Origin of the sequence: Mesorhizobium sp. LCM 4577 (genome assembly GCF_001854795.2) — a bacterium.
Taxonomy (GTDB): Bacteria; Pseudomonadota; Alphaproteobacteria; order Rhizobiales; family Rhizobiaceae; genus Mesorhizobium; species Mesorhizobium plurifarium.
The window spans coordinates 215,940-237,535 of sequence record NZ_MDDU01000013.1; the positions used below are offsets into that span (position 1 = coordinate 215,940).

At 63.6% G+C, this 21,596-nt stretch carries 22 protein-coding genes and 1 pseudogene; 2 read left to right on the top strand and 21 right to left on the bottom strand.

Features of this window, described 5'->3' with window-relative positions; translation table 11 throughout:
• Position 1 precedes the first annotated feature (1 nt).
• From pqqE to LCM4577_RS16340, 7 genes are all read right to left on the bottom strand, one after another.
• A complete protein-coding gene (pqqE, locus tag LCM4577_RS16310) occupies positions 2-1,147 on the bottom strand; it encodes a pyrroloquinoline quinone biosynthesis protein PqqE (RefSeq protein WP_071072219.1) in 1,146 nt (381 codons plus the stop codon).
• The gene (pqqD, locus tag LCM4577_RS16315) at positions 1,144-1,440 is read right to left on the bottom strand and encodes a pyrroloquinoline quinone biosynthesis peptide chaperone PqqD (protein ID WP_040983845.1); all 297 of its coding nucleotides are present in this window, start codon (positions 1,438-1,440) and stop codon (positions 1,144-1,146) included. The genes pqqE and pqqD overlap by 4 nt, the downstream gene beginning before the upstream one ends.
• Positions 1,437-2,195, bottom strand: a complete 759-nt coding sequence (pqqC, locus tag LCM4577_RS16320) for a pyrroloquinoline-quinone synthase PqqC (RefSeq protein WP_071030339.1) — start codon at positions 2,193-2,195, stop codon at positions 1,437-1,439. The genes pqqD and pqqC overlap by 4 nt, the downstream gene beginning before the upstream one ends.
• On the bottom strand, positions 2,192-3,130 hold the full coding sequence (gene pqqB / locus LCM4577_RS16325; protein ID WP_071072531.1) for a pyrroloquinoline quinone biosynthesis protein PqqB: 939 nt from the start codon (positions 3,128-3,130) through the stop codon (positions 2,192-2,194). The genes pqqC and pqqB overlap by 4 nt, the downstream gene beginning before the upstream one ends.
• Before the next feature lie 426 nt (positions 3,131-3,556).
• Positions 3,557-4,387, bottom strand: coding sequence for a substrate-binding domain-containing protein (locus LCM4577_RS16330; RefSeq protein ID WP_071030335.1), 831 nt, complete (start codon positions 4,385-4,387; stop codon positions 3,557-3,559).
• A 43-nt stretch (positions 4,388-4,430) separates the two neighbouring features.
• On the bottom strand, positions 4,431-4,955 hold the full coding sequence (locus tag LCM4577_RS16335; RefSeq protein WP_082037135.1) for a c-type cytochrome, methanol metabolism-related: 525 nt from the start codon (positions 4,953-4,955) through the stop codon (positions 4,431-4,433).
• Positions 4,956-5,116: 161 nt separating this feature from the next.
• On the bottom strand, positions 5,117-7,036 hold the full coding sequence (locus LCM4577_RS16340) for a methanol/ethanol family PQQ-dependent dehydrogenase (protein WP_071072221.1): 1,920 nt from the start codon (positions 7,034-7,036) through the stop codon (positions 5,117-5,119).
• Positions 7,037-7,734: 698 nt separating this feature from the next.
• Between LCM4577_RS16340 and LCM4577_RS16345 the strand changes: the two genes are divergently transcribed.
• Positions 7,735-8,088 carry a hypothetical protein gene (locus LCM4577_RS16345; protein WP_071072223.1) on the top strand — a complete coding sequence of 118 codons (354 nt, stop codon included), beginning with the start codon at positions 7,735-7,737 and terminating at the stop codon, positions 8,086-8,088.
• A 53-nt stretch (positions 8,089-8,141) separates the two neighbouring features.
• Here LCM4577_RS16345 and LCM4577_RS16350 read toward each other — a convergent pair whose 3' ends face one another.
• Genes LCM4577_RS16350 through LCM4577_RS16365 form a run of 4 tightly spaced genes read right to left on the bottom strand, consistent with a single transcriptional unit; the run spans position 8,142 to position 10,914 of the window.
• Positions 8,142-8,882, bottom strand: coding sequence for an ABC transporter ATP-binding protein (locus LCM4577_RS16350; protein ID WP_071072225.1), 741 nt, complete (start codon positions 8,880-8,882; stop codon positions 8,142-8,144).
• The gene (locus LCM4577_RS16355; RefSeq protein WP_083354743.1) at positions 8,851-9,678 is read right to left on the bottom strand and encodes an ABC transporter permease; all 828 of its coding nucleotides are present in this window, start codon (positions 9,676-9,678) and stop codon (positions 8,851-8,853) included. Before LCM4577_RS16355 ends, LCM4577_RS16350 begins: the two co-directional genes overlap by 32 nt.
• On the bottom strand, positions 9,675-10,664 hold the full coding sequence (locus tag LCM4577_RS16360) for an ABC transporter substrate-binding protein (RefSeq protein WP_071072227.1): 990 nt from the start codon (positions 10,662-10,664) through the stop codon (positions 9,675-9,677). The genes LCM4577_RS16355 and LCM4577_RS16360 overlap by 4 nt, the downstream gene beginning before the upstream one ends.
• 40 nt (positions 10,665-10,704) lie before the next feature.
• The gene (locus tag LCM4577_RS16365; protein ID WP_040983853.1) at positions 10,705-10,914 is read right to left on the bottom strand and encodes a hypothetical protein; all 210 of its coding nucleotides are present in this window, start codon (positions 10,912-10,914) and stop codon (positions 10,705-10,707) included.
• Between the two features lie 278 nt (positions 10,915-11,192).
• Between LCM4577_RS16365 and LCM4577_RS16370 the strand changes: the two genes are divergently transcribed.
• Positions 11,193-11,573 carry a cytochrome c family protein gene (locus tag LCM4577_RS16370; protein WP_040983854.1) on the top strand — a complete coding sequence of 127 codons (381 nt, stop codon included), beginning with the start codon at positions 11,193-11,195 and terminating at the stop codon, positions 11,571-11,573.
• Positions 11,574-11,656: 83 nt separating this feature from the next.
• Here the strand turns inward: LCM4577_RS16370 and gph are convergent, their stop codons facing one another.
• The 10 genes and pseudogenes from gph to LCM4577_RS16420 form a co-directional block, all read right to left on the bottom strand.
• A complete protein-coding gene (gph, locus tag LCM4577_RS16375) occupies positions 11,657-12,358 on the bottom strand; it encodes a phosphoglycolate phosphatase (protein ID WP_040984456.1) in 702 nt (233 codons plus the stop codon).
• Complete coding sequence (locus tag LCM4577_RS16380) at positions 12,355-12,912, bottom strand: thioredoxin family protein (RefSeq protein WP_040984458.1); 558 nt, start codon at positions 12,910-12,912, stop codon at positions 12,355-12,357. Before LCM4577_RS16380 ends, gph begins: the two co-directional genes overlap by 4 nt.
• 22 nt (positions 12,913-12,934) lie before the next feature.
• A complete protein-coding gene (gene rpe, locus LCM4577_RS16385; protein ID WP_040983855.1) occupies positions 12,935-13,621 on the bottom strand; it encodes a ribulose-phosphate 3-epimerase in 687 nt (228 codons plus the stop codon).
• Positions 13,618-14,556 carry a CbbX protein gene (gene cbbX, locus LCM4577_RS16390; protein ID WP_052457821.1) on the bottom strand — a complete coding sequence of 313 codons (939 nt, stop codon included), beginning with the start codon at positions 14,554-14,556 and terminating at the stop codon, positions 13,618-13,620. Before cbbX ends, rpe begins: the two co-directional genes overlap by 4 nt.
• A 25-nt stretch (positions 14,557-14,581) precedes the next feature.
• Positions 14,582-15,001: a ribulose bisphosphate carboxylase small subunit gene (locus LCM4577_RS16395; RefSeq protein WP_040983856.1), complete on the bottom strand. Its 420-nt coding sequence runs from the start codon at positions 14,999-15,001 to the stop codon at positions 14,582-14,584.
• Positions 15,002-15,012: 11 nt separating this feature from the next.
• A complete protein-coding gene (locus LCM4577_RS16400; RefSeq protein WP_071072229.1) occupies positions 15,013-16,473 on the bottom strand; it encodes a form I ribulose bisphosphate carboxylase large subunit in 1,461 nt (486 codons plus the stop codon).
• 34 nt (positions 16,474-16,507) lie between these two features.
• Positions 16,508-17,586, bottom strand: a pseudogene (fba, locus tag LCM4577_RS16405) (class II fructose-bisphosphate aldolase).
• Positions 17,587-17,597: 11 nt separating this feature from the next.
• Complete coding sequence (tkt, locus tag LCM4577_RS16410; protein WP_071072232.1) at positions 17,598-19,601, bottom strand: transketolase; 2,004 nt, start codon at positions 19,599-19,601, stop codon at positions 17,598-17,600.
• Positions 19,602-19,611: 10 nt separating this feature from the next.
• Positions 19,612-20,484: a phosphoribulokinase gene (locus LCM4577_RS16415; protein WP_041006074.1), complete on the bottom strand. Its 873-nt coding sequence runs from the start codon at positions 20,482-20,484 to the stop codon at positions 19,612-19,614.
• Between the two features lie 9 nt (positions 20,485-20,493).
• Positions 20,494-21,543: a class 1 fructose-bisphosphatase gene (locus LCM4577_RS16420; RefSeq protein ID WP_071072233.1), complete on the bottom strand. Its 1,050-nt coding sequence runs from the start codon at positions 21,541-21,543 to the stop codon at positions 20,494-20,496.
• Positions 21,544-21,596 lie beyond the last annotated feature (53 nt).

Below are 21,596 nucleotides of genomic sequence, written 5' to 3' on the forward strand. Positions count from 1 at the left end.
GTCATCGGCGGGCAGGCTCAAGAGCGCGTGTCGGGTCGCGTTGTGGCGAGCCGATCCGCCGGAAAATGAAGCTTTCATTTCCCTCCGGCGCTGCCTCCGCCTCCGCAGCGTCGGTCAGTATCGCCATTCGATTGTGGATCGGCGACTTGATGCAGGCTGGATCCGTTGCGGCGGCATCGCCGGCAATCGCCATCGCCTGACACCTGCAGCCGCCCCAATCGATCTCGCGGCGCTCGCAGCTTCGGCACGGCTCGCGCATCCAGTCGGTGCCGCGGAAGGCGTTGAAGGCCGGTGAATCGGCCCAGATTTCGGCGAGGCTGCGGTCTCCAAAGCGCTCGAAGCGCAGCGAGGGGATCGTCTGGGCGGCATGGCACGGCAACACGGTGCCGTCGGGGGCCACCATGAAGGCGTCGCGCGCCCAGCCGCCCATGCATGGCTTGGGATAGATGGCGAAATAATCCGGCGTGACGAAATCGATGGTCATGATGCCGGCGAGCCTTTCGCGCGCCGCCGCGACGATGTCCGACTGGCGGTTGACCGCTGCCAGGTCGGGCATCAGCCTGTCGCGGTTGGCCAGCGCCCAACCGGCATATTGGACGTTCGCAATCTCGAGCCGCTCCGCACCCAAGGAGAGGGCCAGATCGATGAATTCCGGTACTTCCTCGATGTTGTGCCGATGGACCGGCGCGTTGATGGTGAGGGGCAACCCGGCCGCGCGGGCGCGGTGCGCCGTCTCCAGCTTCTTCTCGTGGCTGCCACGGTTGTTGCCGATACGGTCGGTGGTCGTCGGACGGGCGCCCTGGAAACTCAGTTGCAGGTGGTCGAGACCGGCTTCGGCGAAGGCCTCGATGCGGCCCTCGGCAATGCCGACGCCGGCGGTGATGAGGTTGGTGTAGACGCCGCGCGCCGAAAGCCCGGCGATCAATTGCTCGAGGTCGCGGCGCAGCGTCGGTTCGCCGCCGGAAAGATGCACCTGCAGGACACCGAGATCGGCGGCCTGCGAGAAGAGATCGAGCCAGGTCTGCGTGTCCAATTCGCGGTTGGCCTTCAACAGTTCGAGCGGGTTGGAGCAATAGGGACACTGCAGCGGGCAGCGATGCGTCAGCTCCGCCAGCATGCCGATCGGAGGCAGAGTGGGCTCGCTCATAGCTTCACCAGGAGCTTGTCCGACCATTCCTGCAGGAAGGCGACGACGTCGGCCGCCACGTCCTGCGGATCCGCGTCATAGTCGGCCGCAAGATCGGCGATGATGCGCTCGACGCTGGACCGGCCGTCGCAGCGGCGCAGAATGTCGAGGCTGATCTCGTTCGGCCAGAACACCTTCTCCGGCGAAAGCACGGCGAAGGCCTGCCGCACGGGGTCGTGCTGTATGCGCACATGCCTGGGCAGCGATGGCACCGACCGCGGCGATACGATGGCTCTTTCGCGCTGTGCTGTCATAAGGCCGCCTCCGGGCGGAAGGCGCCGGGCGGTATGTTTCCCGGCGCGCCATAGGCATGCTGGAGCGCATCGAGCATGGCCCAGAGTATATCGCATTTGAACACCAGCGCATCGATCGCCTGCTGCTGGCGTTCAGCCGTGTCGGCATGAGCGAGAACATAGGCGAGGGCGAAGTCGGCGTCGCGTGATGCCTGTTCGGGTCGCCGGCTGAAATAAGCCAGCGTGTCCTCGGTGATGTAATCGTATTTCGCCAGCATCGCCGGCACCCGCTCGCCGATGATGGTTGGCGAGAACATCTCGGTCAGCGACGATGCGACCGACTCGAGCAGCGTCCGGTTCGTGCAGAAGGAAAGATAGGCGCCGACGGCGAAGCGGGTCGCCGGCAGCGCCAGCCTTTCGCTTTTGACCGCTTCGGCATCAAGGCCGAGCGAAGTCGCCAGATGCAGCCAGCGCGCGATGCCGCCGCTCCAGCCGTCCTCGCCGTCATGATCCTCGATGCGCTTGCGCCAGGCGGCGCGGAACGCCGGATCCTCGGCATGTGCCAGGATCATGGCGTCCTTGCGCGGAATGACGGCCTGGTAGCAATAGCGGTTCAGCGCCCAGGCCTGCATTTCGATTTTCGACAGGGCGCCGCTGGTCATCCTGTGATGGAAAGGATGGCGGTTGTGGTAGCGCTCGTCGCCCACCTGCCGCAGCACGGCTTCGAGCCCGCTCTTGGAGAGGCCGCCTCGGGCCGGGTCGTGGAAATCGCTCAAAATTCCATCTCCATGCCGTCGGCGGCGACTTCCCAGCCAGCCGCCTTGACCGCCGCGTGTTCGGCGGAATTCTCGTCCAGAACAGGATTGGTGTTGTTGATATGGATGAAGATGCGGCGACCGATCTTCACATCGGCCAGGCCGGCGATCGAACCCGCTTCTCCCGACATTGCGATGTGCCCCATGCGCGCGCCGGTTTTCTGGCCGACACGGGCGGTGATCATCTCGTCGTCCGTGTAGACGGTGCCGTCGAACAGAAGGCAGGCGGCGTCCGCCAGGCGCATGCGCAGCGCGGCGTCGATGCGCGCGCAGCCCGGAACATAGAACACGGCGCCGCGACCGTCGGCCCCGCTGATGCGGACGCCGATCGTGTCGCCCGTGTCGGAGCTGAAGTCGGCGCCGGGATCGCCTCCTTGCTCGAGATAGAGCGCGACCTTGCCTGGCACCGGAAAGCTGCCGACGACCACGCCGGTCGGGTGGCCGTCCGCGCCGCGGATCGCCACTTCCTCCATCGGCGCCAAGAGGCGCCGAGGCACGATCGACGGATCGAGAACATTGAAGATCGAATTGGCCTCAAGCGTCGCCAGCACCTGCGCGCTCGCATAGATCGCGAAAGGCTGTCGCTCACGAAGGCTGAGCAGGCCCGCGACATGGTCCACGTCGGCATTGGTCAGCACCACCGCGCGGATAGGCGTCGAACGCAGCGGTGCGTCCGCCGCGGGCTGCAACTCGGGCGCTTGCGCAATCTGCTGACGGATGTCGGGCGATGCGTTGAAGAGAACCCAGCCTTTCCCGTCCGCCGAGGCGGCGATGGACGATTGGGTACGCGAATGCACGCCAGGCATGCCGGCGCGGGCCGCGCGGCTCAGGCGGTAATTGCAGTTCYATTGCGGAAAGCCGCCTCCCGCCGCCGATCCGATGATCTTCACGCGCATGCCAAATGCCCGCTCCGCGGCCCATCCGACCGGCTTGTCGGCGGCAGGCAGCTTCGTATCCGTGTTTCCCGCTGCAAAGCCCTCACGTGAGGCGGGGTGCATGCCCCTGCTGCCAGGGACATGCACCCTTGCGGCCTACTTCCTGGGAGGAATTTCAGCAGGCAGATACCGCGAAATTTCGAAGCCCGCAGCGACCTGGCACATGGTCGGTTTCTTCCAGCTCTTCTTCATCGCATTCTCCTCTTCTGCCAGCCCGAATGGGCCGGTCATGTCGTTGGCGCCATTGCGGGCGGGTGCAATGGCTCGTCCATCACTTCACAAATGGACAAATGAAACACCGGGTTCTCAAACAACTAAAAGAAACTATCCGCATCGAAGATCGGTTCCTTCCCTCCATCGCCTCTGCCGTTCTCGCTCCCATCGAGGTTACCCCGGCGTCGCCGTGATCGGGTTGTCATGCTCATCGATCAGCGGCACGTTGTAGTCGAGCAGCAGCTTGTTGATCTCCGCCTGGTTCTCACGGATCACCTTGTTGAGGGTACGCTTCCATTCCTGGTCGGATGGACGCACTCCCATGGTGATGCGGTAGGACATGCGCGAACCGGTCTTTTCCTTGACCAGCGGAACGATCGCGACATTCGCGCCGAGCTGCCTGACATAGTAGCCCGCCATCGGCCCCCACAGGATCGCCGCGTCGATCTTGCCGGCGAGCATGTCCTTGATCATGACCTCTCCCATCGACGGCGTGACGCGCGTGTCGACGGCCAGCGGGTAGATCTTTGCCGTCCGCAAAAGCTTGTTGGCGGCCATGTTGGCGGTCGGCGGCGTGCGTTCGACGACGCCGATCCGCTTGCCGGTGAGTTTCGGATCCTCGATCGTCTCGACACCTTCGAGGCCGTCGCCCTTGGGATGCACAAGCACATAGGAAGAGCGATAATAGGCATTGGTGTTCTGCACCAGCTCATCGCCCTGAGCGTAGCCCATGATGACGTCGCATCGGTTGGCGGCAAGCGTGTTGCGCACGAAGCCGATCACGGTCGGAAACCAGGTGTAGGCGACTGACTTGCGCCCCGTCTTCCTGGCGACCAGCTCGGCCAGCTTGTTTTCGAATCCCTGGCCGTTCTGGTCGGTGAAGGGCATGTTGGAAGGATCTGCGCAGACGCGCAGAATGTCGGGATCGACCAGCTCTCCCGCGGCGCCGAGGCCGGCGCCTTGCGCCCAGGCAGCCGATGGCAGCAAGGCGAGCGCGCCGAGCATGGGCAGAACGAAACGTGGCTTCGATGCAACCCGGCCTGTCACGTCATCCCCCCATGCAGGATTTTTCGGCATCCTTGGCCGCTTGGGGTTTGTCCTCGTGCTTGGGCGGCCTGCCGCGCGGCGCGGCGCCGTCGGCGCGGGCGCGCAGATAGACGTAGAGGTCATCCAGGTAGCAATAGACGTTCTTGTTGTCGCCAAAGGCCGGCATGACATTCTCCTTGCCGTTGGCGGTGTTCTTGCGGCCCTGGGCGACGATCGAGAGGAAGGTAGGGTAGTCGATCGTTTTAAGGCTGTTCGCCAGGGCCGGGGCATAGGTCGAACCCATCCCGTCCTGTCCGTGGCAGACATGGCAGTCCGAGTGATAGCGGCGATAGCCGCTGAACGTATACCAATCCACGGTTCCGTTCTCGATCTTGAAGGTTGGGTTTCCATCCGCATCCAAATATTTGCCGCCCTCGTCCTTCACCGCCTTGGCTTTGTCGGCGCTGTCCTCGGCCTGCGCCGACGTCGGGCCGGCCAAAGGCAGAAGGGCCAGGGCGAGAACGGAAATTGCGATGCGGATGGACATTCAGACACTTCCTTATTTTGCCAAGGACGAAGGGTTGCCGTCGCGACGCGGCGTTGTTGACCGGTGTTCGGGTGTGCTGCAGATCGAGAGCCCGGCTGTTGCCTGCGGATGATCCGGGCTCTCGATCTTTCAGTCTTCGGTCTTAAGGGTTTTCCGGGAGATCAATCCGGAAGACCGAAGACGGTGAGCTGGCCGCCCAGCGTCGTGTAGTCGGCAAGTGCCGCGTAGCCACCGACCGCTCCGAGACCGGCGGTTCCAACGACCGCGGCCTGATCGCCTTGCGCGCGGCCCTGATCGACGGCGCCGTGCCAGGCAGCGGCGTTGTCGGGTGACAGCAGTCCGCCGGCGAGGCCGATACCTGCCCATCCGCCGACACCGGACAGAACGGCGATATATTGCTTGCCGTTGTGCTCGAAGGGCGTGACGTTGCCGATGATGCCGGACGGGGTCTTGAACTTGTAGAGTTCCTTGCCGTGCTCATCGACTGCCTTGATGTAGCCTTCGAGCGTCCCATAGAAGATGACGTCGCCGGCGGTTGCCAGCGCGCCCGACCACACCGAGAACTGCTCGGGCTTCGACCAGACGATCTCACCCTTGGCGGCGTCCCAGGCAATGAAGTTTCCCATGTTGCCGTCGCCGCCTGGCGCCGGATACATCGATACGGTGGCGCCCACATAAGGCTGGCCGGCGGTATAGCTCACCTTGTACGGCTCATAGTCCATGCAGACGTGGTTGGTCGGCACATAGAACAGCCCGGTCTTCGGCGAGTAGGTGGCCGGCTGCTGGTCCTTGGTTCCGAGCGCTGCCGGGCAGATACCCGTCGAGTTTGTGTCTTCGCCGTTCTGCTGCGTCGAATATTTCGCCACGACCTGCGGGCGGCCATATTCCTTGCTGTTGGGGTCCATATTGACTTCGGTGGCCCAGTTCACCGCCGGGTCGTACTTCTTGGCGACGAGAAGCTCGCCGGTGGCCCGGTCCATGGTGTAGGCGAAGCCGTTGCGGTCGAAATGCACCAGCACGTCGTGCTTCTTGCCTTTGACCTCCATGCCGTCGACGAGGATCATCTCGTTGATGCCGTCATAGTCCCACTCGTCATGCGGGGTCATCTGGTAGACCCATTTGGCCACGCCGGTGTCGGCGTCGCGGGCGAAGATGGTCATCGACCAGCGATTGTCGCCGGGGCGCTGGACGGGATTCCAGGTCGAGGGATTGCCGGTGCCGTAGTAGACGAGGTTCAGCTTGGGATCATAGGAATACCATCCCCATGTCGTGCCGCCGCCCGTCTTCCACTGCTCGCCTTCCCAGGTGTTCGTGCCAGAGTCCTTCCCCACCGGCTTGCCGAGCTGCGTGGTCTTCTCGGGATCGAGCAGGGTGTCTGCGTCCGGGCCTTCCGAATAGGCCTTCCAGGCGAGCTTGCCGTCCTTCAGATCGTAGGCGRCCAGCCAGCCGCGGACGCCGAACTCCGCGCCCGAGACGCCGACGAGGACCTTGTCCTTGACGACCACGGGCGCCGACGTGCCGGATTCGCCCTTTCCGCCGTCGGTGTTTTCGCCGTTCTTGACCGACCATACGACCTTTCCGGTCTTGGCGTCGAGCGCGACGACCGTGGTGTCGGCCTGGTTGAGAATGACCAGCGCAGGGCGATCGCCATCGGCAGGCGCATAGGCAACGCCGCGATTGACCGTGTCGCAGCACATGATCGGAATGACGTTCGTGTCCTGCTTGGGCTCGTACTTCCAAAGGATTTTTCCGTCCTTGTTGAGATCGAGAGCATAGACGGTGTTCGGGAACGGCGCGTGAACATACATCACATCGCCGATGATCAGCGGGCCGCCCTCATGACCGCGCAGCACGCCGGTCGAGAAGGTCCACTTGACCTGCAGGTTCTTCACATTTTCCTTGGTGATCTGCTTGAGCGTGGAATAACGGGTGTTGGCATAGTCGCCAGTCTGCATCACCCAGTCTTTCGGATTTTTGGCCATCTTCGCGAGTTCTTCGTTGGCTGACGCTGTATAGAGCGCGCCCAACGATAGTAACGCAGTGGTTGTCGCGATGTAGGTAGCTTGCTTAAGTGCGCGCATCAAATTCCTCCCAGGTTGACAACAAGAAATCGGTACTCAAGCTCGCAAGAGCCTGTCCAGGCGATCCGTATTGGGAAGTATTTCCGGCAGCTGTCACGACCTAAACTGCAAATAGCAGAGGAACTTTTCCGTCCTCTACCAAACCAGTCTAGCCTGCACCCGCCCGATGTGGCCTACGAAAGACTGTCGCCGCTCCCTTGTTACAGCGATGTCCTTGAAGCCGGAAACAGGGTAAGGCTATGTCATTGCAAAAAGTCAGGCAAGGAAAAACCCCTGCCTGGATTGTGCGATGCAGCATAACTTTGATGCGGCGCAATACAAAATTCAAGGATAAAAACCACTCGAAAATTCGCGCCGTTTTTTAGTGTAAAGTTGAGGCGCCATATATATGTATAACTACAATTCCCGTATTGTTGCGTATAGTTAACTTCGATTTATACTTATATATATTCTTTCTTGTTATTTCGTATGATATCTTTGGTTTCCATATTTATATGGTCATAAAAAAGTACTCACGAAGGTCGGCGCTGGGAATGGTCCTGAAGCTGCCTTGGAGCGCCGTTGTCGGTGGGTACGGCATTCCTCCTTTGGTCCTATACCGAGGCGGTGAGAACTTGACCGCGCTTGCGGCATGTCGCCAAGTGGGCACGATGATGCCGCCTCGCTGCGGCGCGCCCGGGCAATAGGAGGAATTTCTCATGGTCAGATATGCTGGATTTTCGATCCTGACGCTCCTCTTCTCGTCGGCAACGGTCCTTGCAAACCCGGCCGGCGCCGCGGGGGATTATCCGACGGCAACGATCGTCGACTATGTGCTCGGCTGCATGCGGACGAACGGCCAGACACGCCAGGCGCTGGAGAGTTGTTCATGCTCGATCGACGTCATCGCCTCGATCCTGCCTTATGACCATTATGAGAGGGCCGAGACCTTCAAGAGCATGTCCCTGACGACAGGCGAGAATGCAGGTCTGTTCCGCGAAAGCGCGCCGGCGAAAGCCGCGCGCACGGAGCTGAAGCAGGCGCAGGCTGAAGCCGACGTGCGTTGCTTCTGAACCAGGACAGTCTGCAGCGAGGTTCCGTCCGGAATAGGAATAGGCCAGGGCGGTCAGGCCACGCCCGGAAATTTCTGATGGAACGATCGCAAAAGGTCGTTCGTCGCCTCGGGGCTGCGGTGTTGCCGGGGCAGCCCTATGTCGAAAACGCCGAGCACGTGCGAGGGGCGCGGCGCAAGCACGATGATGCGATCCGCCAGCGTCAGCGCCTCGGTCAGGTTGTGCGTCACCATCAGGGCAGTCGTAGGCCGGGCCGACCAGACGTCGAGAAGCAGGCGCCGGAGCTGCCCGGCGGTCCGTCCGTCGAGCGAGACGAAGGGCTCGTCGAGGAACAGCACCGCCGGCTCGATCGCGAAGGCCCGCGCGAGGGCAGCCCTTCTTGCAAGGCCGAGCGAGAGCTCGGCCGGATAGAGCGAGCGCATGCCGGCGAGACCGAGCGTGTCGAACAGCGCGTCGAGATTTTTGACGCGCAGGTCTTTCGGCAGCGCTAGCCTGACATTCTCCTCCACCGTCCGCCAGGGCAGCAGTGTGGGTTCCTGGAACACAGCGGCTATGCGGTTCGAGCCGCCTTCGGGAAGCTGGAAAGAACCGGAGAACTGCCTGTCGAGCCCAAGCAGAATGCGCAGCGTCGTGGTTTTGCCGCAACCCGACGGCCCGAGCAGGCAGACGAATTCGCCTTGCCGGACCTCGAAGGAAAGGTTCCTGAGCGCCGTGACCGAAACGCCCTGCGCGGACCTGAAGGTCTTCTCGGCGATGTCGACCTTAAGCGGGGCGGCGGCGCCAACGGGTTGCATGTCGTTCAACGGGCTGCACCAGAAGAAGTTCGATCACGAGCATCACCGCCACGAATGCCAGCGTATAGGCAAGAATGGCGGCGACGTCGAAAAGCTGGAAATAGAGATGGATCTGGAAGCCCACGCCATTGGAGCGGCCGAGCAGCTCGACCACCAGGACGATCTTCCAGATGAGGGCGATGCCGGAGCGCGAGGCCGCGGCCAGATAGGGCTGCAGTTGCGGCAGCAGGATGTGGCGAAGCCGGTCGAGGGGAGCGAAGCGGTAGACAGCCGCCATTTCGGCGTAACGCGGGTCCAGCGCCCTGGCGCCCTCGCGCATGGTCACCACGACATTCGGGATCTTGTTCACGGCGACCGCGCCGATCGCCGCCGCCTCGGTGAGGCCGAACCAGATATAGGCCAGCACGATGATCACCAGCGCCGGGATGTTGAGGAACAGGATGACCCAGGGGTTGAAGAACCGGTCCGCGCGGCGGTAGCTGCCGAGAAGGATGCCGATCACCGAGCCGATGATCATCGCGACGACGTATGCGGCGGCGACCCGGCCCAGCGTCGCGCCGAGATGGTAGAAGAGGTCGCCGCTCGCCGCCTCTCTCAGCAACACCTGCCAGACCTCTCCCGGCCCCGGAAAGGCACGGCTCGGCCAGGTATTCGCCGCCAGGCTCCACAACAGGCCAAGCCCGAGCAAGGAGATCGTCACCGTTAGCGCGGGCATCAGCGTCGCAGTGGAGCCGGAACGGCTGGAGATGCCGATCATATCGCCAAGTGTGCGTCCGTCGCCGTCTCTCGTGGTCATTGCGGCGGCTCCTGCCAGAATGTGCCGGGTGCCATCTCGGACGCGCTGCCGACCAGCTTTTCGCCGCCGATCCTGGCCAGTACCCGATAGAGCCTGCCGGCATCGGCCGCCTCCTCGGCGACCGGGCGCCTGGGGATGCCCTCGCGGTAGCGGTCGCGCAGCTTTGCTAGTTCCTTGCCGTCCGCGCGGATGATCGGCGCGAGGCGCAACCACTCTTCGTCGGACCTTGCCAGCAGATCCTTGGCTTGCGCGGAAGCCTTGAAGAAACTGCGGGCGGCCTGCGGATTGTCGTTCGCCCATTTGTCGTGGAAGACATAGCCAAGCGCGGATACCGGGCCCGATGCCCCGAGCGCCATCTGCGCGTCACCGACGCCGATCAGCCGGCGAAAGCCATCGGCCTCCAGCCGGGCGCAGAAATGCCAGAAGTTGAGCGCCGCATCGAGCTCGCCCTGGATGGCCTTTTGCGAAATCAGCGGCGGCGCGCCAAAGACGACATCGCTCACCGAAGGCAGGTCGAGACCGTGATCGCGCCTGGCCAGCGCCTGTATCAGCAGCCAGCTCTTGTCGAGCGCCCCGCCGGCGACGCCGATCTTCTTTCCCTTGAGGTCGGCGATCGTGCGGATCGGCGATGCGTCCTTCACCATGATCGCTCCGACGGAAGTCGAATAGGGGGCCAATGTGACGTCGCCGCCATCCGAGCGCTGGCGCGAGACCCACAGCCAATCGGTCACGATCATGTCGATCGCGCCTGCCAGCATCGCCACATTGGTCGCATCCTCCCCGGCGAAATAGATGACGTCCAGATCGATCCGGTTGGCCGCGTCGAACCCGTGGTGCTTCAGCGTATCAAGCTCCCAGCTCACCGTGCCGAACTTCAGCACGCCGATGCGGACCTTGGATGCGGCGGAAGCGGCAATGGCATGCGAGCCGAGAAGCGCCGCCGTTCCAAGGGCCGCCAAACGGAGCGTTTCCCGCCGCGAAATCATGACGCGTCCTCCCGGGACTGCAACAAACCAGGGGCGCCGGTCAGATCGCCTGGTCCTTCGTCGGGAAAGCGCATTTCCAGCGCCTGACCTTCAGGGCCGGATGCTCCTGCGACCATTTCGCGATCTCGCTGGGCGCCAGCATCATGCATTGGAACAGGGAGCCGCGGCTTTCAAAATAGAGGTGCTCGTCTCGGCAATCGCCGGGATTGGCACTCAGGCAAACCGTCAAGATGAGGTCGACCATACTCATTCAGCACCTCTCGCGCGCGAAGATGCCCGCTCCGGCGAAATGCCGCCGACCCCGTTGCCTGGGCAAATCTCAGCCAGCCTGGCCGACGTCCCGAGGTGCCCTTGGAAATCCAGAACGATCCGAAGCTACGCGCTCGCCCCAAGACCGTCAACAAAGGCGAAAGTACAGGATGGGCATCTGTCGATCCGGAGTCTGGACCTTCGTATGATTGACTTCCGCAGTCCTCCAGTTAGCTTTTTTTCAGGCACCGGGCATTTGACGATCAATGAGGAATTGCCATGCGCGCTATCGCGTTTTTCGCCGTCACATTCCTGGTTACTTTCATCACGGACCAATCCCACGCGCAGGATGCAGCGGCAGGTGAGAAGGTCTTCACCAAATGCAAGGTCTGCCACGTCGCGGACAAGGACCAGAACAAGGTCGGTCCGTCGTTGAATGGCGTCATCGGCCGCACGGCCGGCACGCATCCCGGTTTCAGCTATTCCCAGGCGATGGTCGCGGCCGGAAAGTCCGGCGTCAAATGGGACGAAGCGACGCTGACGACCTATCTCCATGATCCGAAGGCCATGGTGAAAGGCACGAAGATGGCGTTCGTCGGCCTCAAGGACGACAAGGACGTGGCCAACGTCATCGCCTATCTCAAGCAGTTCTCAAAGTAGGGCAGTTCTCAAAGTAGGGGCAGCTTCGCCGGTCGTTCGCTTTTCGATCGGCCGGCGATTGCCTGCCTATTCGACGCAGCCTGTCAGGCAGCGGCCTGGAGCCTCTGCATCGCGGAAGGCAGATCGAGCAGGCTGTCGCAGACAAGGTCCGCGCCAAGCTCCTCGACGGGGACCTGAGTGTAGCCGCCGCGCAGCAGAGCGACCGGCATGCCGGCCGCGCGCGCTGCGCCGACATCGCTGACGCTGTCTCCAACCATCAGTGCCTCGTACGGCTCGACCCGAAGCTGGTCGAGCGCCAGAAGCAGAGCGTCAGGCGCCGGTTTCAGTTTCGTCACCGCGTCTCCGCCGACGATCGCGCCGAGATATTCCGTCAGGTGGAAGTGCAGCAGGATTTCGCGGGTCGCCAGTTGCGGCTTGTTGGTGACGACCCCCATGGCCGTTCCGTTCAGGTGGAAGTGCGTGAGTGCCTCCCTGACGCCGGGCATCAGCCGCGTCAGGCCGGTCAGGTGTCTGCGGTAGATCGGCGCCATGTCGCGGTTGGCATCCTCGAGAGCGCCGCCGGAAAGCGGCGACCCGGAGGCGGCGAAAGCCCGGTCGACCAGTTTCATGACGCCGCCGCCGATCATCGTCTTGACCTGGTCGATGCCGAGCGGCGGCAGACCGCGGCCGGCCAGCAACTCGTTCACGGCCGCGGCGATGTCGGGGGCCGAATCGATCAGCGTGCCGTCGAGATCGAACAGGATCGCCCTCGGCGACCTAAACCGCTTGCCTGAGCCGACGTTCATGCGGCCTCCTTCCATTTGATCGAGCAGCCGATCGAAGCGATCTGGTCGAGCGGACCGTTGCCGGTTCGGGCAACCCGCTTCATCGCCTCGAACAGATCGCGTCTCAGCCCAGGCGCTCCGGCGTCCCGTCGCGATGCGTCCAGCCTGCCGCGATATTGCAGCGTCAACTCGCCGTTGAGGCCGAAGAAATCCGGCGTGCATACGGCACCATAGGCACGCGCCACCGCCTGCGACTCGTCGTGGAGATACGGGAAGGTGAAGGCGTTCGCCCTGGCAAAGAGTTTCATCTTGTCGAAGGAATCGTCCGGATAGGCGGCGGCGTCGTTGGCGTTGATCGCGACGAAGCCAATCCCTTCGGCCTTGAGATCATTAGCATCACGTACGACGCGCGAAATCACCGCCTTCACATAGGGGCAATGATTGCAGATGAAGGCGACGACCAGCCCGTTGGGTCCGGCCTGACCGAGGATCGAATGCGATCTGCCGTCGATGCCTGGCAAGACGGCATCGACGCCTTGCCAGCCGAAATCGCAGACGGGTGGGATTGCCGCCATGTCGTCCTCCAACCAAGCAGGTTCACGCAGCTTGCCGGACCGCCCCGTCGGCCGCCTGTCTGATCGCGCCTATATTGGCGCGATAGGCGGCCTCGGCGCCACCCTTGAAGACGGCGGAACCGGCGACGAGCACATTGGCGCCGGCCGCGGTGACAAGGGGAGCCGTCTCGGGCGTGACGCCGCCGTCGATCTCGATGTCGATCGGACGCTGGCCGACGAGCGCCTTGACGCGCCTGACCTTGTCGATGACAGCCGGAATGAAGGCCTGGCCGCCGAAACCCGGATTGACCGTCATCAGAAGCACCAGATCGAGCCGGTCGAGGACATATTCGATGACGCTTTCCGGCGTCGACGGATTGAGCGACACGCCGGCCTTTTTGCCGAGGTTCCTGATGGCCTGCAGCGAACGGTCGAGATGCGGCCCGGCCTCGGCATGCACGGTGATGATGTCGCAACCGGCGTCGGCGAAGGCGGCGAGATAGGGATCGGCCGGCGCGATCATCAGATGACAGTCGAAGGTCTTGTCGGTCCGGTTACGGATCGCCTTGATCACCGGCGGGCCGAAGGTGATGTTGGGCACGAAATGTCCGTCCATCACGTCGAGATGGATCCAGTCGGCGCCAGCGCGTGCGACCGCTTCGACCTCGTCGCCGAGCCGCGAGAAATCCGACGACAGGACGGAAGGGGCGATGATGGTCTTCGCGGTCATTTGCTTGCTCCTTTCCCGGGCTTCAGCGCGAAGACCCGGCTGGCGGTGATGTCCTCGGCGGAGATCGTCGACAGCGCCTCGGCGTCAAGCGGTCCCTTGGCGCTCTCGAACAGGCGGTTGGCCTGCCGCAGCCTTGCCCGGTCGAGCGCGTTGCGGATCGAGCGGGCATTGGCGAAATGCGGCTGCGCGCGTCGGCGCGCGATGTAGTCGGCCATTGCGGCGGTTGCCTTGGTGTCGAACAGGTAATTTTGCTGGTCGAGCATTTGTTCCGCGATCCTGAGAAGCTCGTCGTCGGAATAGTCGGGAAAGTCTATGTGGTGGGCGATGCGCGAGCGGAATCCCGGATTGCTTTCGAAGAAGCGGTCCATGCGCTGCGCATAACCGGCGAGGATCACCACGAGGTCGTCGCGCTGGTTCTCCATCACCTGCAGCAGGATCTCGATCGCCTCCTGGCCGTAATCGCGCTCGTTCTCGGGCCGGTAGAGGTAATAGGCCTCATCGATGAACAGCACGCCGCCCATGGCCTTCTTCAGGATCTCCTTGGTCTTGGGCGCGGTGTGGCCGATATACTGGCCGACCAGATCGTCGCGCGTGACTGAAACCAGGTGGCCCTTGCGGATATAGCCAAGCCGATGCAGAAGGTCCGCCATCCGCAATGCAACGGTGGTCTTGCCGGTGCCCGGATTGCCGGTGAAGCTCATATGCAGCGTCGGCGTCTCATGGGCGAGGCCCATGCGACGGCGGGCTCTCTCGACCAACAGGAGCGCCGCCGTCTCGCGGATGCGCCGCTTGACCGGGGCGAGCCCGATCAGATCGCGGTCGAGCTCGGCCAAGACGTCCTTGACGCCGGAGGTTTCGAATTCCTCGCGCAGATCGATCGCCGTCGGGGTAGCGGCTTGCGGCACGTCCGTTTCGGCTAAGGCTGGCGCCGGCATGGCATTTCCTCCTGTCCCTGAACGATCAGCCATACCTTGCACCGGCCGGCTTGTCGGCGGCGTAGGGCCTTGTGGTATAACGGATCATGCGGCCCGCGGTCTCCTGCCGCTCGAGCCGGTAGCCGGGTTCGTCGGCCGGGCGGTTGACGATGAAGGAGAGCTTCACCGATTCCCAGCCATGCGAGGCATCGAAGGCGACGACGCGGATATAGCGATCGCCATAGAGCTTGCGGCATGCGTTCAGCTCCAGCATCAGCGCCGCCGCGTCGGGATTGTCGAACATCGGGTGGCCCCACATGTCCCAATAGGTGTTGCGCGGATGCGGGTCGTCGGTGACTTCGAGGCTGACGGCCCATTTGTTGTCGATGCAATACTGCACCTGGGCGCGGATCTGATCGTCGGTCAGGTCGGGCAGGAAGGAAAAGGCCCCTTGGGTGATGCGCATGGTCGTTCTCCTTATTCGGCCGCCGTTGCCACCGGGACAAAGTCCGGCGTATCGGTCGAGGCGTAGTTGAAGGTCACGTCCTTCCAGGTCTCGAGCGCCTGTTTCAGCGGCAGACAGTTCCTTGCCGCGTTCTCCAGGATCTGCGGTCCTTCGCGCACATAGTCGCGGCCCTCGTTGCGGGCGAGGATCATGCATTCAAGGGCAACGCGATTTGCCGTGGCGCCGGCGGCGATGCCCATAGGATGGCCGATGGTGCCGCCGCCGAACTGCAGCACGACGTCTTCGCCGAGCAGGTCGATGAGCTGATGCATCTGGCCGGCATGGATGCCGCCGGACGCCACCGGCATCAGCTTGTTGAGCGAGGCCCAGTGCTGGTCGAAGAAGATGCCGTTCTCCAGCCTCATCGGGTTATGGTCGTCGCGGCAGATGTCGTAGTAGCCCCTGGTGGTCGCCGGATCGCCTTCCAGCTTGCCGACCACGGTGCCGGCATGGATGTGATCGACGCCGGCGAGCCGCATCCATTTGGCGATGACGCGGAAGGATACGCCGTGGCTCTTCTGCCGCGTGTAGGTCGAATGTCCGGCGCGATGCAGGTGCAGGATCATGTCGTTCCGGCGCGCCCACTTAGCCATCGACTGGATCGCCGTGTAGCCGATCACGAGGTCGATCATGACGATGTTGGAGCCGAGTTCCCTGGCGAAGTCGGCCCGTTCGTACATGTCCTCCATGGTGGCCGCGGTGACGTTGAGATAGGTGCCCTTGATCTCGCCTGTCTCGGCCTGCGCCTTGTTGACCGCCTCCATGCAGTAGAGGAAACGCTCGCGCCAATGCATGAAGGGCTGCGAGTTGATGTTCTCGTCGTCCTTGGTGAAATCGAGCCCGCCCTTCAGCGCCTCGTAGACGACACGGCCGTAGTTGCGGCCCGAGAGCCCGAGCTTGGGCTTGACGGTGGCGCCGAGCAGCGGGCGGCCGAACTTGTCGAGGCGCTCGCGCTCGACGACGATGCCGGTCGCCGGACCCTGGAAGGTCTTCACATAGGCGACGGGAAAACGCATGTCCTCCAGCCGCAGTGCCTTCAACGGCTTGAAGCCGAAGACGTTGCCGATGATCGAGGCCGAAAGATTGGCGATCGAGCCCGGCTCGAACAGGTCGAGGTCATAGGCGATGTAGGCGAAGTACTGTCCGGGCGCGTTCGGCACCGGGTCGACCCGATAGGCCTTGGCGCGGTATTTTTCCGACGCCGTCAGCCGGTCGGTCCACACAACGGTCCAGGTTGCGGTCGAGGATTCGCCGGCGACCGCCGCGGCGGCCTCGATCGGGTCGACGCCGTCCTGCGGCGTGATCCTGAACACCGAGATTATGTCGGTGTCCTTGGGCTCGTAGTCGGGCTCCCAATAGCCCATCTTCTTGTATTCCATGACGCCGGATCTGTAGCGTTCCTTGCCGGTCACGGTTTCGTTTTTGGTGGACATAACGCTGGTCCTTTCCTTTTTGGCGGACCGCCGCTCAGGCGGCTTTCGCGGTTGCGATCTGCGGGTCGAGCTTTCCCGCGGCGTAGCGTTTGGCCATCTCGTCCATGGCGATGACCTTGATCTTCGAGGCGTTGCCCGCGGTGCCGAAGCGTTCGAAGCGATCGCGGCAGAGATCGCGCAAGGCGTCCATGGCGGGCTTCAGGAATTTGCGCGGATCGAATTCGCGCGGATCCTGCGTCGCGACGCGGCGGAACTGTCCGGCCATGGCCATGCGGCAATCGGTGTCGATGTTGACCTTGCGCACGCCGTGGCGGATGCCGCGCTCGATCTCCTCGACCGGAACGCCGAAGGTCTGGGGCATCTCGCCGCCATATGCGTTGATGATGTCCTGCAGTTCCTGCGGCACGGACGACGAACCGTGCATGACCAGATGCGTGTTCGGCAGCTTCTCGTGGATCGCCTCGATCACCTGCATGGCCAGGATGTCGCCGTCCGGCTTGCGCGTGAACTTGTAGGCGCCGTGGGAGGTGCCGCAGGCGATCGCCAGCGCATCGACCCTGGTGGCTGTCACGAAGTCGACAGCCTGATCGGGGTCGGTCAAAAGCTGGTCATGGGCTAGCGCGCCTTCGGCGCCGTGACCGTCCTCGGCTTCGCCCTGGCCGGTCTCCAGCGAGCCGAGCACGCCGAGCTCGCCTTCGACGGAAGCGCCGACCCAATGCGCCATGCGCGCGACGCGCTCGGTGATGGCGACGTTGTAGTCGTAGCTCGCCGGGGTCTTGGCGTCCGCCATCAACGACCCGTCCATCATCACCGAGGTGAAGCCGTGGCGGATCGCCGAAAGGCAAGTGGCTTCGTTGTTGCCGTGGTCCTGGTGGATGCACAGCGGAATGGCCGGATGAATCTCGGTCAGCGCCTCCATCATCCTGGCCAGCATGATGTCGTTGGCATAGGAGCGGGCGCCGCGCGAGGCCTGGATGATGACCGGCGCGTCGCAGGCGCCCGCCGCCTCCATGATGGCGAGGCCCTGTTCCATGTTGTTGATGTTGAATGCCGGCACGCGGTAACCGTGCTCGGCGGCATGGTCGAGAAGCTGGCGAGGGTGATGCGGGCCATTGTCGGTCCTCCTAGATGATGAGCTTCAGCGCCGCCGCGGCGACGGCTTCGGGCGTGATGCCGAAATGCTTGTAGAGGTCCGGAGCCGGGGCGCTGGCGCCGAAGCCGGTCATGCCGACAAAGGCGCCCGTGTCGCCGATCCAGCGGTCCCAGCCGAGACGGGCGGCCGCCTCGACGGCGACGCGCGGTGCCGAGCCGAGAACGGACTTGCGGTAGTCTGCGTCCTGTTCCTCGAACAGTTCCCAGCACGGCATCGAGACGATTGCGGCGGCGACGCCGTGTTCGGCCTCCAGCCGTTCGGCGGCGGCAACGGCGATCTCGACTTCCGAGCCGGTGGCGATCAGCGTCACGGCGCGGTGCGTGGACGGCTCGCGCAAGACGTAGGCGCCCCGGCCCGACCGGTTCTCGTGGCCGTGTGCCTGGCGCAGCATCGGCAGGTTCTGCCGCGAAAGCACCAGCACGCTGGGTCGTGTCTCGCTGCTCAGCGCCAGCTCCCAGCATTCCGCCGTTTCGATGATGTCGGCCGGGCGGAAGACGTTGATGTTCGGCGTCGCCCGCAGCATCGCCAGGTGCTCGATCGGCTGGTGTGTCGGGCCGTCCTCGCCGAGGCCGATGGAATCATGCGTCATCACATAGACGACGCGCTGGTCCATGAGCGCCGAGAGCCGCATCGCGCCGCGCGCGTAGTCGGCGAAGCAGAGGAAGGTGCCGCCATAGGGCACGAAGCCGCCATGCAACGCGATGCCGTTCATGGCCGCGGCCATGCCATGCTCGCGGATGCCGTAGTGAATGTAGCGGCCTGCGTAGTCGTCAGGCGCTATGCGATCCATGCCCTTGGTGATCGTCAGGTTCGAATGCGTGAGATCGGCGGAGCCGCCGACCGTCAGCTCGGTCGCGCCATTGATCGCGGCAAGCGCCATTTCGGAGGCCTTGCGCGTTGCGACCTTGGTCGCCTTCTCGACATGCTCCCTGCGGAAGGCGTCCAGTGCTTCGAAGACCGCATCGGGCAGCTTGCCCGAAAGCGCGCGCTCGAAATCCTCGCGCGCCGGCGAGGCGGCAAGCCGCCGCTCCCAGGCGCGCCGCGCCGCCCGGCCGCGTTCGGCGATCTCGCGCCAGGCCGAAAGGATTTCATCCGGAACCTCGAACGGCGGGTGGGCCCAGCCGATGTTTCCGCGCGTCGCGGCGATCTCCGCGTCGCCCAGCGGCGCGCCATGCGTCTTTTCCGAACCACCGAGATTGGGCGCGCCTTTGCCGATTACCGTGCGGCAGGCGATCAGGGATGGCCGATCCGACCGCCGCGCGGCCTCGATCGCCGCGGCGACGGCCTGCATGTCGTGGCCATCCACCGACTGCACATGCCATCCGGCGGCTTTGAACCGAGCCCGCTGATCCATCGATGTCGACAGCGAGGTCGGCCCGTCGATGGAGATCGCGTTGTCGTCCCAAAGCACGATGAGGCGGGAAAGCTTCAGGTGAGCGGCGAGATCGATCGCCTCGTGGCTGATGCCTTCCTGCAGGCAGCCGTCGCCGGCGATCACATAGGTGTGGTGGTCGACGAGATCGGCGCCGTGGCGGGCGGCAAGCATGCGCTCCGCCAGCGCCATGCCGACAGCGGTCGAGATGCCTTGTCCGAGCGGACCGGTCGTCGTCTCGATGCCGAGCGCGTGGCCATGCTCGGGATGCCCGGCGGTGCGGCTGCCTAGCTGGCGGAACCGCTGCAATTCCCCGATCGGCATGTCTTCGTAGCCGAGCAGGTGATGCAGCGCATATTGCAGCATCGAGCCATGCCCGGCCGAAAGCACGAAGCGGTCGCGATCGGGCCAATCCGGCGCCGTCGGGTCGATGTTGATGAAGCGGCCGAACAATACCGTCGCGACATCCGCCATACCCATCGGCATGCCCGGATGTCCGGAATTGGCCTTCTGCACGCTGTCCATGGCAAGGGCACGGATGGCGTTGGCCATGTCGCGCTCGGAGACGGCGGCGGCGGACTTCAATGCTGCCAGGCTTGTCATGGCATCCTCCTCACGACACACGTTTCTTGCGTTCGATCAATTGCAGGATGAGCGGCGTCAGGATCAGCTGCATGGCAAGGTCCAGCTTGTTGCCCGGCACCACTATGGAATTCGGCCGCGACATGAAGGAGTCGTGGATCATCGAAAGCAGGTAGGGAAAATCGATGCCGCGGGGGTTGGCGAAACGGATGACCAGCATCGATTCGTCGGGGGTCGGGATCCAGCGCGCGATGAACGGGTTCGACGTGTCGACGATCGGCACGCGCTGGAAGTTGATCGCGGTCTGCGAGAATTGCGGGACGATGTAGCGGACATAGTCCGGCATCCGGCGCAGGATCACATCCATGACCGCCTCGGTGGAATAGCCGCGCGTGGCACGGTCGCGATGGATCTTCTGGATCCATTCGAGATTTATGACCGGCACCACGCCGATCTTGAGGTCTGCATGCCTGGCCAGGTTGATCTTGTCGGTGACGACGCAGCCATGCAGGCCTTCGTAGAAGAGCAGGTCGCTCGGCGCGAATTCGCGCCATTCGGTGAAATTGCCGGGCGGCGTGCCATACTGCTTCTCCTCGTCCTCGTCATGGACGTAGGTGCGGGTCCTTCCGCTTCCCCGGCGGCCATATTCCTCGAAGACGCCTTCGAGGATCCCGAGCTCGTTAGCCTCGGCATGGAAGTGCGTGAAGTTCGGATTGCCCGCCTTTTCCTGCGCGGCGACCTCCGCCTTCATCGCGGCGCGATCGTAGCGATGGAAGGCATCGCCTTCGATGAAGGCAGCCTCGATGTTCTCACGTCGGAAGATCTGCTCGAAGATGCGCTTGACCGAGGTCGTGCCCGCGCCCGACGATCCGGTGATGGTGATGATGGGGTGCTTCGCCGACATGGTATCCGCTCAGGCCCTGAAGAGTCCGCGGCGGCTGAACAGCGGCGCACGCTCGCCGATGGCGCTGGGTTCGGTGTGGTAGCGGGCGATGCGCGCGACTTCCCGCGCGGATCCGAAGACCACGGGCACGCGCTGGTGCAGGCTCTTGGGTTCGATTTCCAGGATGCGGGTGATCGCGTCGGTCGCGGCACCGGCCGCCTGTTCGATCAGATAGGCGATCGGATTGGCCTCATAGACCAGCCGAAGCCGACCCTGGCTGTAACCACGGCGCTGGTCGCCAGGATACAGAAACACGCCGCCGCGCATCAGTATGCGGTAGCATTCGGCGACAAGCGAGGCGATCCAACGCATGTTGAAATCCTTCTCTCGTGGGCCTTCGGCGCCTTCCAGGCAGTCGTCGACATAGAGGCGAACGGCCTCGTCCCAGTGCCGGTAGTTGGCGGCGTTGATGGCGAACTCCTGGGTCTTCTGCGGGATGATCCGGCTTTCGTATGCCTGGACGAAGGTGCCCAGCCTGGTCGAATGCACGAAGACATGCGTGCCGCTGCCGAGCGATAAAACGAGCGCCAGCTGCGGCCCATAAATGAAGAATCCGGCGCCCAGTATGCTCACGCCCGCCTGCAAAAAAGAGGCGGCCGGATCGGCGTCCGGCGCGCCAGTTGCAGGGAGGAGCGAGAAAATCGTTCCGACCGACACGTTGGTGTCGATGTTGGAAGAACCGTCGAGCGGGTCGATGGCGACGGCGAGCGGGGCCTGCCTGTCGAGCAGGACCGGTTGCTCCAGCTCCTCGGAGGCATAGAGCGCGACCGGAGCGCGACGCATGGCGTCGAGGAAGATGTCGTCGGCGAAGACGTCGAGATCCTTCTGGACATCGCCGTCGGCATTGGCGCCGCGGGTCCCGGCAAAAGCGGCGCCGAGCGCCCCCTGGTTGATGGCGTTGCGGACCTTGGTGGCGGCCTGCGTGAATTGACGGACGGTGGCAACGACCGCGGACCGGCGTTCGTCCGGCTGATCGCCGAGGTAGGAGTTCAAAAAAGCGTCGAGCGTTGCCGCTGGCATCGTAACCTCCCGGTCCGGCCGTATCCCTCGAGGCCGGATGGAGAAATGAAACC

Bases quoted from the DNA above. Each gene is read 5' to 3' on its own strand.
- pqqE (WP_071072219.1), bottom strand. From the start codon at position 1,147: ATGAGCGAGCCCACTCTGCCTCCGATCGGCATGCTGGCGGAGCTGACG.
- pqqD (WP_040983845.1), bottom strand. From the start codon at position 1,440: ATGACAGCACAGCGCGAAAGAGCCATCGTATCGCCGCGGTCGGTGCCA.
- LCM4577_RS16330 (WP_071030335.1), bottom strand. From the start codon at position 4,387: ATGCTCGGCGCGCTCGCCTTGCTGCCATCGGCTGCCTGGGCGCAAGGC.
- LCM4577_RS16335 (WP_082037135.1), bottom strand. From the start codon at position 4,955: ATGTCCATCCGCATCGCAATTTCCGTTCTCGCCCTGGCCCTTCTGCCT.
- LCM4577_RS16345 (WP_071072223.1), top strand. From the start codon at position 7,735: ATGGTCAGATATGCTGGATTTTCGATCCTGACGCTCCTCTTCTCGTCG.
- LCM4577_RS16350 (WP_071072225.1), bottom strand. From the start codon at position 8,882: ATGCAACCCGTTGGCGCCGCCGCCCCGCTTAAGGTCGACATCGCCGAG.
- LCM4577_RS16355 (WP_083354743.1), bottom strand. From the start codon at position 9,678: ATGACCACGAGAGACGGCGACGGACGCACACTTGGCGATATGATCGGC.
- LCM4577_RS16360 (WP_071072227.1), bottom strand. From the start codon at position 10,664: ATGATTTCGCGGCGGGAAACGCTCCGTTTGGCGGCCCTTGGAACGGCG.
- LCM4577_RS16365 (WP_040983853.1), bottom strand. From the start codon at position 10,914: ATGAGTATGGTCGACCTCATCTTGACGGTTTGCCTGAGTGCCAATCCC.
- LCM4577_RS16370 (WP_040983854.1), top strand. From the start codon at position 11,193: ATGCGCGCTATCGCGTTTTTCGCCGTCACATTCCTGGTTACTTTCATC.
- gph (WP_040984456.1), bottom strand. From the start codon at position 12,358: ATGAACGTCGGCTCAGGCAAGCGGTTTAGGTCGCCGAGGGCGATCCTG.
- LCM4577_RS16380 (WP_040984458.1), bottom strand. From the start codon at position 12,912: ATGGCGGCAATCCCACCCGTCTGCGATTTCGGCTGGCAAGGCGTCGAT.
- rpe (WP_040983855.1), bottom strand. From the start codon at position 13,621: ATGACCGCGAAGACCATCATCGCCCCTTCCGTCCTGTCGTCGGATTTC.
- cbbX (WP_052457821.1), bottom strand. From the start codon at position 14,556: ATGCCGGCGCCAGCCTTAGCCGAAACGGACGTGCCGCAAGCCGCTACC.
- LCM4577_RS16395 (WP_040983856.1), bottom strand. From the start codon at position 15,001: ATGCGCATCACCCAAGGGGCCTTTTCCTTCCTGCCCGACCTGACCGAC.
- LCM4577_RS16400 (WP_071072229.1), bottom strand. From the start codon at position 16,473: ATGTCCACCAAAAACGAAACCGTGACCGGCAAGGAACGCTACAGATCC.
- tkt (WP_071072232.1), bottom strand. From the start codon at position 19,601: ATGACAAGCCTGGCAGCATTGAAGTCCGCCGCCGCCGTCTCCGAGCGC.
- LCM4577_RS16415 (WP_041006074.1), bottom strand. From the start codon at position 20,484: ATGTCGGCGAAGCACCCCATCATCACCATCACCGGATCGTCGGGCGCG.
- LCM4577_RS16420 (WP_071072233.1), bottom strand. From the start codon at position 21,543: ATGCCAGCGGCAACGCTCGACGCTTTTTTGAACTCCTACCTCGGCGAT.